The organism is Streptomyces erythrochromogenes, from assembly GCF_036170895.1.
GTDB lineage: Bacteria > Actinomycetota > Actinomycetes > Streptomycetales > Streptomycetaceae > Streptomyces > Streptomyces erythrochromogenes.
Genome location: NZ_CP108036.1, coordinates 6,712,147 through 6,724,826, shown reverse-complemented (window position 1 = coordinate 6,724,826; position 12,680 = coordinate 6,712,147). Strand labels below are relative to the sequence as shown.

General features: G+C 70.5%; 12 protein-coding genes and 1 riboswitch. Of the genes, 4 read left to right on the top strand and 8 right to left on the bottom strand.

The genetic code is table 11. The annotated features are described in order from the left end of the window. Nucleotides 1–192 precede the first annotated feature (192 nt). The 8 genes from OHA91_RS30855 to ribD all read right to left on the bottom strand — a co-directional run bounded on the left by OHA91_RS30855 (nt 193) and on the right by ribD (nt 6,218). A complete protein-coding gene (locus tag OHA91_RS30855; RefSeq protein WP_031155192.1) occupies nt 193–657 on the bottom strand; it encodes a PH domain-containing protein in 465 nt (154 codons plus the stop codon). A 65-nt stretch (nt 658–722) separates the two neighbouring features. After that, nucleotides 723–1,571, bottom strand: coding sequence for an ATP phosphoribosyltransferase (gene hisG, locus OHA91_RS30850; protein WP_030665427.1), 849 nt, complete (start codon nt 1,569–1,571; stop codon nt 723–725). A gap of 67 nt (nt 1,572–1,638) precedes the next feature. Further along, nucleotides 1,639–1,920, bottom strand: coding sequence for a phosphoribosyl-ATP diphosphatase (locus tag OHA91_RS30845; RefSeq protein ID WP_031155194.1), 282 nt, complete (start codon nt 1,918–1,920; stop codon nt 1,639–1,641). A 58-nt stretch (nt 1,921–1,978) separates the two neighbouring features. After that, entirely contained in the window at nt 1,979–2,464 is a 486-nt protein-coding gene (gene ribH, locus OHA91_RS30840; protein WP_007262951.1) for a 6,7-dimethyl-8-ribityllumazine synthase, read from the bottom strand. 51 nt (nt 2,465–2,515) lie between these two features. Next, entirely contained in the window at nt 2,516–3,805 is a 1,290-nt protein-coding gene (locus tag OHA91_RS30835) for a bifunctional 3,4-dihydroxy-2-butanone-4-phosphate synthase/GTP cyclohydrolase II (protein WP_266503150.1), read from the bottom strand. Beyond that, entirely contained in the window at nt 3,802–4,455 is a 654-nt protein-coding gene (locus OHA91_RS30830; RefSeq protein ID WP_031155198.1) for a nicotinamide mononucleotide transporter family protein, read from the bottom strand. Before OHA91_RS30830 ends, OHA91_RS30835 begins: the two co-directional genes overlap by 4 nt. After that, nucleotides 4,452–5,081, bottom strand: a complete 630-nt coding sequence (locus OHA91_RS30825; RefSeq protein ID WP_031155200.1) for a riboflavin synthase — start codon at nt 5,079–5,081, stop codon at nt 4,452–4,454. Before OHA91_RS30825 ends, OHA91_RS30830 begins: the two co-directional genes overlap by 4 nt. Next, entirely contained in the window at nt 5,082–6,218 is a 1,137-nt protein-coding gene (gene ribD / locus OHA91_RS30820; RefSeq protein ID WP_408059194.1) for a bifunctional diaminohydroxyphosphoribosylaminopyrimidine deaminase/5-amino-6-(5-phosphoribosylamino)uracil reductase RibD, read from the bottom strand. 149 nt (nt 6,219–6,367) lie between these two features. Continuing rightward, nucleotides 6,368–6,497: riboswitch (FMN riboswitch) on the bottom strand. Between the two features lie 298 nt (nt 6,498–6,795). Here ribD and OHA91_RS30815 point away from each other — a divergent pair. From OHA91_RS30815 to OHA91_RS30800, 4 genes are all read left to right on the top strand, one after another. Further along, a complete protein-coding gene (locus OHA91_RS30815; protein ID WP_328740398.1) occupies nt 6,796–9,153 on the top strand; it encodes a chitinase C-terminal domain-containing protein in 2,358 nt (785 codons plus the stop codon). A 100-nt stretch (nt 9,154–9,253) separates the two neighbouring features. Further along, the gene (locus tag OHA91_RS30810) at nt 9,254–10,153 is read left to right on the top strand and encodes an RNA polymerase sigma-70 factor (protein ID WP_328740397.1); all 900 of its coding nucleotides are present in this window, start codon (nt 9,254–9,256) and stop codon (nt 10,151–10,153) included. A 60-nt stretch (nt 10,154–10,213) separates the two neighbouring features. Beyond that, complete coding sequence (locus OHA91_RS30805; protein WP_328740396.1) at nt 10,214–11,017, top strand: SDR family oxidoreductase; 804 nt, start codon at nt 10,214–10,216, stop codon at nt 11,015–11,017. Nucleotides 11,018–12,176: 1,159 nt separating this feature from the next. Continuing rightward, nucleotides 12,177–12,617 (top strand): DUF6086 family protein, encoded by a 441-nt coding sequence (locus tag OHA91_RS30800; RefSeq protein WP_031155448.1) that lies wholly within the window; start codon nt 12,177–12,179, stop codon nt 12,615–12,617. Nucleotides 12,618–12,680 lie beyond the last annotated feature (63 nt).

Genomic DNA, 12,680 nt, shown 5'->3' with positions numbered 1-12,680 from the left:
CTCCGTGGGGAGGGCGGCGCGGATATTACCGGACGATCCGTCCATTGCTGGAGGGAGTCACTCCTCGAGTTGCAGGTGCCCGCGGGCCTCGGGGTCCCGGGGCCGGCGGGAGGGCGCACGGCTGCGCCCCGCCACCAGGGTAGTCATTGGGATCGCGGCCGCAACGGTAGGCGGCGACGAGGATCGCAGGGGTCAGCTGTCGTTCGTACCGGTTCCGCGGATTTCGGCGAGGGCGCGCAGGGCGCGCGCGTCGCTGATGGCCTGCTGCCTGGCCACGCCCGGCTGGATGCCGAGCACGGGCAGGCTGGTGCCGTCGCTGAGGTCCAGGAACACCCACGGGTCGCCGGGGCGGAGGTTGACCCGGAGGATCTCGGCCCACGCCAGGCGGCGGGTGTTGGTGAGGTTGACGACGGTGACGCCGTCCTCGTCGGCGACCACCTTGGGGCGGCTGAGCAGGACGAGGACGGAGGTCAGCAGGACGGCGGTGAAGACGAAGCTGATCCGCTCACCCGGCTGGAGGCGTTCCAGCATGACGGCGATGGCCGTGATGGTGGCGAACATGGCGAGCCCGACGCCCAGCAGGACGGCCCGGGTGCGGGTCGGCCGGAAGGTGACCGGCAGGGTGGGCGGTACGGGCGGGGCGGCGGACTCGGCCATGGTGCGTTGCCTTCTGGGGTGGCGTACGGGTGAGGGGGCGGCGTGCCGGTCGGGCACGCGGGTCCTCAGAGGCGGCAGGCGTGGATCGAGGTGGTGAGGATCGCGCGTGCGCCGAGCTCGTACAGGTCGTCCATGATGCGCTGGGCCTCCTTGGCGGGGACCATGGCGCGGACGGCGACCCAGCCCTCGTTGTGCAGCGGGGAGACGGTCGGCGACTCGAGGCCCGGGGTGAGGGCGACGGCGCGCTCGAGGTGCTCGGCGCGGCAGTCGTAGTCCATCATCACGTAGCTGCGGGCGACGAGGACGCCCTGGAGGCGGCGCAGGAACTGCTGGACCTGCGGGTCGTCCGCGTCGGCTCCGTTGCCGCGGATGACGACGGCCTCGGAGGTGAGGATCGGCTCGCCGATGACCTCCAGGCCGGCGTTGCGCAGGCTGGTGCCGGTCTCGACGACGTCCGCGATGATCTGGGCGACGCCGAGCTGGATGGCGGTCTCGACCGCGCCGTCGAGGTGCACGACGGAAGCGTCGATGCCCTGGTCGGCCAGGTGCTTGGCGACGATTCCCTCGTACGAGGTCGCGATCGTCATGCCGGTGAAGTCCTCGGGGCCCTTCGCCGTGCCGGGGGTGGTGGCGTAGCGGAAGGTGGAGCGGCCGAAGTTCAGCGGGAGGATCTCCTCGGCGCTGGCGCCGGAGTCGAGCAGGAGGTCGCGGCCGGTGATGCCGATGTCGAGCTTGCCCGAGGAGACGTAGATCGCGATGTCCTTGGGGCGGAGGTAGAAGAACTCCACCTCGTTCTCGGGGTCGACGACCACGAGCTCCTTGGACTCCTTGCGCATCCGGTAGCCGGCCTCATGGAGCATCGCCGACGCCGGTCCGGAGAGTGAACCCTTGTTGGGGACGGCGATGCGCAGCATGGGCTTCCTTTGATGCGTGGTGTGCGTGGTTGAGGTGGTGGTGAACGGGCGGGCCAGCGGCCCGGGCTCAGAGGTGCGCGTAGACGTCGTCGAGGGAGATCCCGCGCGCGACCATCATCACCTGGACGTGGTACAGCAGCTGGGAGATCTCCTCGGCGGCGGCTTCCCTGCCCTCGTACTCGGCGGCCATCCAGACCTCGGCGGCCTCCTCGACGACCTTCTTGCCGATGGCATGGACGCCCTTGTGGACGAGCTCGGCGGTGCGGGAGGTGCTGGGGTCGCCTTCGGCGGCCTTGTGCTGGAGCTCGGTGAAGAGCTCTTCGAAGGTCTTGGAGGGTTTGTTCGCCATGATGTCCTTAGAGTACGGGCTCACCCGGGTGTCCCGGTGCCGGGGTTCACTCCTTGGACTAACGCCAGGGCTCGCTGACGGTGCGCAGGGTCATGGCGGTGGAGACGGCGGCGGTGACCGCTTCGTGCCCCTTGTCCTCGTTGGACCCTTCGAGTCCGGCACGGTCCAGCGCCTGCTCGTCGTTGTCGCAGGTCAGGACGCCGAAGCCGACGGGGACTCCGGTGTCGATCGACACCTGGACCAGGCCCTGGGTGACGCCCTGGCAGACGTAGTCGAAGTGCGGGGTGCCGCCGCGGATGACCACTCCGAGGGCGACGATGGCGTCGTAGCCGCGGCCTGCAAGCACCTTCGCCACGACCGGGAGCTCGAAGCTGCCGGGGACGCGGAGCAGGGTGGGCTCGTCGATGCCCAGCTCGTGCAGGGCCCGCAGGGCGCCGTCGACCAGTCCGTCCATGACCTTCTCGTGCCACTGGGCCGCGATCACGGCGACTCGCAGGTCTCCGCAGTTCTTCACGCTCAGTTCGGGTGCGCCCTTGCCGCTCACAGCTCTGCTCCTCGGTGGTTCGTGGATGTACGTACGGGTGGTGGTGCGTGCTTACTGGTTGCCGCAGGCGGAGGTGGTCACGGCTCCGTCCAGCCAGGGCAGGTCGTGGCCCATCCGGTCCCGCTTGGTGCGCAGGTACCGCAGATTGTGCTCGCCGGCCTCGACCGGCATCGACTCCCGGCTGGCGACCGTGATGCCGTGTCGCTCCAGGGCGGCGGACTTGTCGGGGTTGTTCGTCAGCAGCCGGACGCTGTGCACGCCGAGGTCGGCGAGGATCTGCGCGCCGGCCGCGTAGTCGCGGGCGTCGGCGGGCAGGCCCAGTTCCAGGTTGGCGTCGAGGGTGTCGCGGCCGCGCTCCTGGAGCTCGTACGCGCGCAGCTTGGACAGCAGTCCGATGCCGCGGCCCTCGTGGCCGCGCAGGTAGACGACGACGCCGCGGCCCTCGTTCTTGATGCGCTCCATGGAGGCGTGCAGCTGGGGGCCGCAGTCGCAGCGCTGGGAGGCGAAGATGTCGCCGGTCAGGCACTCCGAGTGCATGCGGACCAGGATGTCGGAGCCGTCGCCGATCTCGCCGTGGACGAGGGCGACGTGCTCGACGCCGTCGACGGTGGAGCGGTAGCCGTGCGCGGTGAAATCGCCGAAGGCGGTCGGCAGGCTGACCTCGGCCTCGCGGCGCACCTTGGGCTCGGCGGAGCGGCGGTAGGCGATCAGGTCCTCGATGGAGATGATCGTCAGGCCGTGCTTGCGGGCGAAGGGGATCAGCTCGGGCAGGCGCAGCATGACGCCGTCCTCGCCGGCGATCTCCACGATGGCGCCGGCCGGGCGCAGGCCCGCGAGGCGGGCGAGGTCGACGGCGGCCTCGGTGTGGCCGTTGCGGACCAGGACGCCGCCGGGCTTGGAGCGCAGCGGGAAGATGTGGCCGGGGCGGACGAAGTCGCCGGGGCCGCTGACGCCGTCGGCGAGGAGCCGAAGGGTGGTGGCGCGGTCGGCGGCGGAGATGCCGGTGGAGACGCCGTGGGCGGCGCTCGCGTCGACGGAGACGGTGAAGGCGGTCTTCATCGACTCGGTGTTGTTCTCGACCATCTGGGGGAGTTCGAGCCGGTCCAGCTCGTCGCCCTCCATGGGGGCGCAGATCAGGCCGCGGCACTCGCTCATCATGAAGGCGATGATCTCGGGGGTGGCCTTCTCGGCGGCGATGACGAGGTCGCCCTCGTTCTCGCGGTCCTCGTCGTCGACGACGACGACGGGCCGGCCCGCCGCGATGTCGCGGATCGCCTGCTCGACGGGGTCGAGGCGGAAGGTCTCTTCGGGGATGTCGGGCACGGGCTTGAGGCTGGTCATGCCGCTGCTCCTTCGAGGGCCGGGGCGGAAGTGGTGCGGGAGCGCTGGTACCAGTCGTAGGCGCCCCACACCACGAGGGCGAAGTAGACGACGTAGACCAGTCCGGAGAAGGCCAGGCCGCCGGTGAAGGCGAGGGGGACGCCGACCAGGTCGACGAGGAGCCAGGCGAACCAGAACTCGACGAGGCCGCGGGCCTGGGCCACCATCGCGACGATGGTGCCGACGAAGATGTAGGCGTCGGCCCACGGGCTCCAGGACAGCGACGGGTAGAGCGTGAAGAGGCCGCCGACGGCGAGGGTGCCCAGGGCCGCTCCGGCGAGGAGCAGTCCGCGCTCCTTCCAGGTGGCGGTGCGTACGGCGATGGAGCCGTCCTGGGCGTCCTGCCTGCCGCGCTGCCAGGCGCGCCAGCCGAAGATTGCCACGCCGATGACCAGGAGCTGCTTGCCGACGCCGCCGGCGAGGTGCGCGGAGGCGTAGGCGGCGATGAGGATGAGCCCGGACAGCAGCTGGGCGGGCCAGGTCCATATGGAGCGGCGCCAGCCGAGGGCGAGTGCGGCCAGGCCCATCAGGTTGCCGATCATGTCGGACCAGATGACCTTCTGGCCGAAGACCGTGAAGGCCTCCGCGTTGAGCCAGGTCAGGGCGGTCACCGGGCTTCTCCCGCCGGGTCGGCGTGCAGCGGGTCGACGCCGGCGGCCAGCAGGCGCTCGACGTACTTGGCGAGGACGTCGACTTCGAGGTTGACCGGGTCGCCGGGCTGCTTGATCCCGAGGGTGGTCAGCGCGAGGGTGGTGGGGATGAGGCTGATGGTGAACCAGTCCGCGGCGGCCTCGACGACGGTGAGGCTGACGCCGTCGACGGTGATGGAGCCCTTCTCGACGACGTAGCGGGAGAGGTTCTGCGGGAGGGCGACCTTGACGATCTCCCAGTGCTCGGACGGGGTCCGCGAGAGGATCTCGCCCGTGCCGTCCACGTGTCCCTGGACCAGGTGGCCGCCGAGCCGTCCGCCGAGGGCCATCGGGCGCTCCAGGTTCACCCGGGTGCCTGCGGTGAGGGCGCCGAGGCTGGAGCGGTCGAGCGTCTCCTGCATGACGTCGGCGGTGAACTCGCCGTCGGCGGTCTCGACGACGGTCAGGCAGACGCCGTTGACGGCGATGGAGTCGCCGTGCTTGGCGTCCTGGGTGACGAGGGGGCCGCGCAGCCGGAAGCGGGAGGCTTCCCGGAGCTGCTCGACGGCGGTGACCTCGCCCAGTTCTTCGACGATTCCGGTGAACACTCAGTGCTCCTTGGGGGCGGTGGCGGGAAGGGCGGTGATGCGCAGATCGGGGCCCACGCGGACGGCCTCGGTGATGTCGAGGCGCAGGGCGTGGGAGATGTTCGTGATGCCCGCGTCGGCGAGGGCTGCGGGGCCGGCGCCAAGCAGGGCGGGGGCGAGGTAGCCGACGACGCGGTCGACGGCTCCGGCTTCGAGGAAGGCGCCCGCGAGGGTGGGGCCGCCTTCGAGGAGCAGGGAGCGCACGCCGCGGGCGTACAGCTGCGCCAGGAGGCCGTCGAGGGGGATCCGGCCGTCGTGCGGGGGCAGCCGGAGCAGGTCGACGCCGGGCAGGTGGCGGGTGTCGGCGTCCTCGGCGACGACCAGCAGCGTGGGCGCGGCGTCGTCGAGGATGCGGGCGGTCGGCGGGAGGGCGGCGCGGGTGTCGAGGGCCACGCGCAGCGGCTGGGTGGCCCCGTCGATGCCGCGGACGGCCAGGTGCGGGTCGTCGGCGCGCAGGGTGCCGCCGCCGACCAGGACGGCGTCGGCCTCGGCGCGCAGCCGGTGTACGTCTGCCCGGGACTCGGCGGAGCTGATCCAGCGGCTGCTGCCGTCCGCGGCGGCGCTGCGGCCGTCGAGGGTGGCGGCGTACTTCCAGGTCACGTGGGGGCGGCCGAGGCGTACGGAGGTCAGCCAGGCGGCGTTGCCGGCCTCGGCCTCGTCCCGGAGCAGCCCGGCCCAGGTGTCGATCCCGGCGGCGCGCAGGGTGGCGGCGCCGCCGCTGGCCTGCGGGTCCGGGTCGGGGACGGCGTAGACCACGCGGGCGATGCCCGCGTCGGCGAGGGCCTGCGCGCAGGGTCCCGTACGGCCGGTGTGGTTGCAGGGTTCGAGGGTGACGTAGGCGGTGCCGCCGCGGGCCGCCTCGCCTGCGGCGCGCAGGGCGTGGACCTCGGCGTGCGGACCGCCGGCCCGCTGGTGCCAGCCCTCGCCGACGACGGTGCCGGAGGCATCGGTGATGACGCAGCCGACGACCGGGTTGGGGCTGGTGGAGCCGAGTCCGCGGGCGGCGAGCTCGACGGCTCGTCGCATGGCACGGGTACCCGCGTCCGGTGCGGGTGCTGCGTGCGCGGCGTGTGTCGCCACCGGGTCCTCCTGCCTCATCGGGCACGGACTCCGGGGCCTGTCGGGATACGACAGATGGAGCGGAACAGCTCACGCGGGGACGCCGAGGCCGGAAGAACGGTTCGACCGGGCACATCCACGGGATATGCCGATGAACCGCCGACGGCGGCGTACCGGTGACTGGCCCGCCGCGCACTGCCTCCCATCCGGACTTTAACCGTCGGTCCAGGAATTTCACCTGGTCAACCGGCCGCTGGCTGCGGACGGGTCGCGGACTATACCGCCGGTTCGGAATTACACCGACCCCGGAGTGCGCTGCTACTGGTACTCCAGCCAGTTTGCCACGGCCGATCGCCCGCCATGCGGGTGATGTGGTGTGGCCTGGCTCACAGAGGGCGACCCGGGGGGCTGTCCCGGCACGCACCTGGACAAGTGGAAGCGCGGTTGGTCCAGACCTATTGACGGGTTGGTCTAGTCCTCTTAACGTTCCCTTCATCTTCCCGGGAACGGCCCGTCAGATGTGCGCACGTCACGGGCCAACAGGCTTCTGCACCAATCACGTTGCCCCATGTTGTGTCCACTTGTGTCCTGCATCCTCCCCTCCCCAGGAGGCACAATGCCGTCCCCCACGCGTACGAGAGCGATGCTCCTGGCAACCGGCGCCGCAATCGCCGGCCTGCTGGTAGGCGGACTCTCGACGGGCGTCTCGCACGCGGCCGACAACGAGAGCTGCCGCCCCGACGGCCTCTACAAGACGGCCGGCGTCGACGTCCCCTACTGCTCGGTCTACGACTCCGAAGGCCGCGAGAAGATGGGCCCCGACCACCAGCGCCGCGTCATCGGATACTTCACCGGCTGGCGCACGGGCAAGAACGGCCAGCCGTCCTACCTCGTCAACAACATCCCGTGGGACAAGATCACCCACATCAACTACGCGTTCGCCCACGTCGGCAGCGACAACAGGATCTCGGTCGGCGCCGACAGCGCGACGAACGAGGCCACCGGGATGACCTGGCCGGGCGTCGCCGGGGCCGAAATGGACCCGTCGCTCCCCTACAAGGGCCACTTCAACCTGCTGACGAAGTACAAGAAGCAGCACCCCGACGTGAAGACCCTGATCTCCGTCGGCGGCTGGGCCGAAACCGGCGGCTACTTCGGCGCGGACGGCAAGCGCGTCGCCTCCGGCGGCTTCTACAGCATGGCCACCAACGCGGACGGCTCCGTCAACCAGGCGGGCATCGACACGTTCGCCCAGTCCTCGGTCGACTTCATCCGCAAGTACGGCTTCAACGGCGTCGACATCGACTACGAATACCCGACCACGATGAAGGACGCCGGCAACCCGCTGGACTGGCAGATCGCCAACGCCCGCCGGGCCGGCCTGGTCAAGGGCTACGACGCCCTCATGAAGAGCCTGCGCCAGAAGCTGGACGCGGCAGGCGCCGCCGACGGCAAGCACTACATGCTGACCGTCGCCGCCCCCTCCTCCGGCTACCTGCTGCGCGGCATGGAGACGTTCCAGATGCAGCAGTACCTGGACTACGTCAACATCATGTCCTACGACCTGCACGGCGCCTGGAACGAGTACGTCGGCCCGAACGCCTCGCTCTTCGACGACGGCAAGGACGGCGAGCTCGCCGCCGCGGGCGTCTACGGCTCCCAGCAGTACGGCGGCATCGGCTACCTCAACACGGACTGGGCCTACCACTACTTCCGCGGCTCCATGCCGGCCGGCCGGATCAACATCGGCCTGCCCTACTACACCCGCGGCCACAAGAACGTCCAGGGCGGCACCGACGGCCTGTGGGGCAAGGCGGCGGCGACCAGCTGCCCGGCCGGCTCGGGGCTGACCAAGTGCGGTGACGGCGCGGTCGGCGTCGACAACCTGTGGCACGACAAGGACGACAACGGCAACGAGTCCCCCGCCGGCTCGAACCCGATGTGGCACGCCAAGAACCTGGAGAAGGGGATCGTCGGCGACTACGTCACCCAGTACGGCTTCCCGGCGAACACCTCACTGACCGGCACCTACGCCCGCAAGTACGACTCGACCCTGGTCGCGCCGTGGCTGTGGAACGCGCAGAAGAAGGTCTTCCTCTCCACCGAGGACGAGCAGTCGGTGGCCGCCAAGGCCGACTACGTGGTGGACCGCGGCATCGGCGGCACCATGGTCTGGGAGATGGCCGGCGACTACGGCTGGAACGCGGCCAAGGGCCAGTACGAGATGGGCTCCACCCTCACCTCCCTGATGTACGACAAGTTCAGGGCGGCCTCCCCGTACGGGGCGAAGAAGGCGGGCACCACCGCCCTGCCGACCCAGGCCGTGGACATCAAGACGGAGTTCACCGAGTTCAAGCTCGGCGACTCGAACTACCCGATCACCCCGAAGATCAAGATCACCAACAACACGAGGACGGCACTGCCCGGCGGCACCGAGTTCCAGTTCGACTACTCGACCTCGGCCCCGAACAACGCATCCGACCAGTCCGGCTTCGGCACGAAGATCATCAGCAGCGGCCACACGGGCGGCAACGTGGGCGGCCTGAAGGGCGACTTCCACCGGGTCTCGCTGAAGCTCCCGGCCTGGCAGTCCCTGGCCCCGGGCGCCTCCGTCGACCTGGCGTTCAACTACTACCTGCCGGTGTCCACCCCCTCCAACTGGACGGTGAACATCTCCGGCACGACCTACGCCCTCGCCGGTGACCTGGCGCGCGGCACCACGGTCGGCGAGCCGGGCGGCACCACCCCGCCCACCACTCCCCCGACCACCCCGCCGCCGACCACGCCTCCGACGACCCCGCCGCCGACCGGCGGGACCTGCACCAACCCGGCGTACGTCGCGGGCACGGTCTACAACAGCGGCAACGTCGTCTCCCACAAGGGCCGCAACTGGAAGGCCCAGTGGTGGACGCAGAACGAGGAACCCGGCACCACGGGTGAATGGGGCGTCTGGAAGGACCAGGGCGCCTGCTGAGCACCTGTTGAGCGCCTGCTGAGTACGTGAGGACCCGGTGGCCCGGCGGCCACCGGGTCCTCGCACGTTCCCGTCCCGCCCGGCCTCGTAGGCTGACCCGGTGATCTCACATGTCACCGCATCCGTAGCGGACTTCGAGGAACACCGGCCCCGGATGTTCGGCATCGCCTACCGCATGCTCGGCTCCGCCGCGGAGGCCGAGGACATCGTGCAGGACGCCTACCTGCGCTGGGACTCGGCTGACCGCGCCGCCATCGAGCGCCCGGGCGCCTGGCTCGCCAAGGTCGTCACCAACCTCTGCCTCAACAGCCTCACCTCGGCGCGCGCCAAGCGCGAGAGCTACGTCGGCCCCTGGCTGCCGGAGCCCGTCCTCACCGGGGACGGCGCCCTCGGCCCGCTGGAGTCGGCGGAGCAGCGCGACAGCGTGTCCATGGCCCTGCTCCTGCTGCTGGAGCAGCTCACCCCGGTCGAGCGCGCCGTGTACGTACTGCGCGAGGCCTTCGCCTACAGCCACCGGGAGATCTCCACCCTCCTGGACCTCGGCGAGGCCAACTGCCGCCAGATCTACCGGCGCGCGGCGGGCCGGGTGGCCGCCGAGCGCGAGGCCGCGCCGGAGAAGCGCTTTTCCGCCGACCCCGAGCGGTGGCAGGGGCTCGTGGAGAGCTTCCTGACCGCCGCGCAGAGCGGGGACCTCACCCGACTGGAGGGAATGCTGGCGGCCGACGTGCGGTACGTGTCGGACGGCGGCGGCGTGGTCAACGCGGCGCGGCGGCCGATCCTGGGGCGGGACAACGTGGCCCGGTTCACGATGGGCGCCATGGCGAAGTACGTGGCCGGGGTGCCGGTCAGCGTCGCGGAGGTCAACGGATCGCCCGCGCTGCTCTTCGGTGAGGTGGCGGTCCTGCTGGTCGAATTCGAGAATGGGCTGGTCAGCGGCATCAGCACGGTGGTCAACCCGGAGAAGCTGGAATTCCTCCGGCGGCAGCTGTCACATTTCTGACGGCTGTCCGGTCCCAGCTGGTGCACCTACCCCTCACCGCACCAGGGAAGGACCGACACCATGGGCACCATCGTCGTCACCGGAGGCACCGGAACCCTCGGCTCGCTCGTCGCCGAACGGCTGCGGGCGGCCGGGCACGAGGTCCGAGTGATCAGCCGGCACGCCCCCGACCATCCCGTCGACCTCCAGGACGGAGCCGGCCTGGACGCGGCGCTGGCGGGCGCGGAGGTGATCGTGCACTGCGCGAGCAACACGGGCGGGGCGGGCAAGGGCGACGACGTGGCCGCCGGGCACCTGATCGAGGCTGCCCGGCGGGCGGGGACCGTCGGGAACATCGTCTACATCTCGATCGTCGGGGTGGACGTGGTCCCGCTGGGCTACTACAAGCGCAAGCTCCGGGTGGAGCGGCTGCTGGAGGCGTCCGGGCTCGGCGTGACGATCCTGCGCACGACGCAGTTCCACGACCTCGTGGCGATGGTGACGGACACCGTGGCGAAGCTGCCCGTCGCGCCGATCCCCAAGGGCGTACGGGTTCAGCCGATCGCGGTGGGCGAGGTCGCGGACCGCATGGCGGAGCTGGCGGTCCCGACCCCCTCGGGCCGGGTCCCGGACATGGGCGGCCCGCAGATCCGCAGCCTGCCGGACCTGGCCCGCGTCTACCTGCGGGCGACGGGCCGCAACCGCCGCATCCTCCCGGTCCCCCTGGCGGGCAGGGCCTACGCGGCCTTCCGCCGGGGCGGCCACCTCACCCCGTCCCACGCGGTGGGCCACGAAACGTTCGAGCAGTTCGCGGCGGGCCGGGGAGCCCGGGGAGCCCGGGGCGCCGTAGGAGCAGGGCCCGGCGGGGCCGGATCGAAAGCGTGAGGGGGCTTCGGGGAGCGGGAGCTGCGCGGGGCGGCATCAGAGATGGTTTGGGGGTTTCCCGTCAGTCCCATCGTCTCTCCGATTCGTGCCGGTCCCTCAAGGGCGCTCCTTCGTCGCGTCGCTTCGCGATGTCGCTGCGCTCCACCCTTGACCGCCCGTCCCGCCCCGGAAATCCGAAAGACTGCCGGGAAGCCCCCAAAGGAACGGGCCGGGCCTTCAAAAGAGAGACGGCCACATCAGCGATGGGCGGGGCGGTCGGGGAGCGCCCCAAATCGCTACGCGCTCCTCACGGCTCGGCGTCTGCCAGCCTCTTGGGCTGGACATAGGCCGCCATCGATCGCTACGCGCTCCTCGATCACGCGTCCGCAGACCGTCTGGGGCTGGTCATAAGCCGCAGAGGCCCGATTCGCTCCTCATGCACGGCGTCCAAGGGCGGTTGGGGGGAGGAAAAGCGCCAGATGACGGCTGAGGCGATGCCAATCCAGGTGTAGGTGGGTAGAGGCCTCGGAGAGCCGTCCGATTGCATCAATTGCCCCCGTTTGGGCGGGCAAGTGGGATGCCACCTCGGCCTTGATGGGGGTTGGCATCGGCTCAGCCGATGGATCGCCCTCCCGCCCCCCAAATCCGCCCCTCCCAGCCCCGAACAAGGGGCGGACGCGGTCTCGGAGAAGCGCGTAGCGATCGATGGCGGCCTATGTCCAGCCCCTGACGGCTCGCAGACGCCGTCCTGGCGAAGCGCGTAGCGATCCGAGGCGGCCTATGCCCAGCCCAAGAGGCTCGCAGACGCTTCACGACAGGAGCGCGTAGCGATTAGACGCGCTTCCCCGACCGCCCCGCCCATCACTGATGTGGCCGTCTCTCTTTTGAAGGCCCGGCCCGTCCCTTTGGGGGCTTCCCGGCAGTCTTTCGGATTTCCGGGGCGGGACGGGCGGTCAAGGGTGGCCGAAGGCCATCGCGAAGCGACGCGACGAAGGAGCGCCCTTGACGGGCCGGCACGAACCGGAGAGACGATGGGACTGACGGGAAACCCCCAGCACCTCACTGACCACCGAGTCCTGGGATCCCGCTCCCCCACGCCACCCCGCCTCAAATATTCAGGGCCCCACATCGTCCCGCCGGATACGCTGCCCCGCCATGATCAGTTGAGAGAGGCGGCGTGGTGAGCCAGTACTTCGACCTGGGCGACGAAACCCTGTGGAACCCTTCCAATGGCGCCTCACGCCTGTTCCGGCGCCACGTGGCGGTCTTCGAGGCGGAGCTCGAACTCCCCTCCGGCATCGGGCCGATGGAGAACGATGAGTGTCAGATCGACCCGGTCGCACTCGAGGCCTTCGTCAACGCCCTGTTGGCGCAGCACCGAAGAACGGGCCACGCCATCATCCTCGCGCTCTCCGAAGGCTTCACCGCGACCGTGCTGGTTCTCGCAGAGCGCGCCGGCATCAGGCTGAACTGGGCACGAATCGGGGCCGCGTCGGCAGCGCCCTTCGAAGACGTACAGGCTTCCGCGGGTACGAGGTGGCCCCACGCTTCGGACGGCGGAGCCTGGGGGGCGGGACTGCGCGAGAAGGCGCGGGAGCTGGGAGGGCGCATGCCCCGCTGACCGGTCACGGTCAGCGTGCAGGTCCAGGGCGCAGGTCCAGGGGCCAGGGCCAGCAGGGCAGGT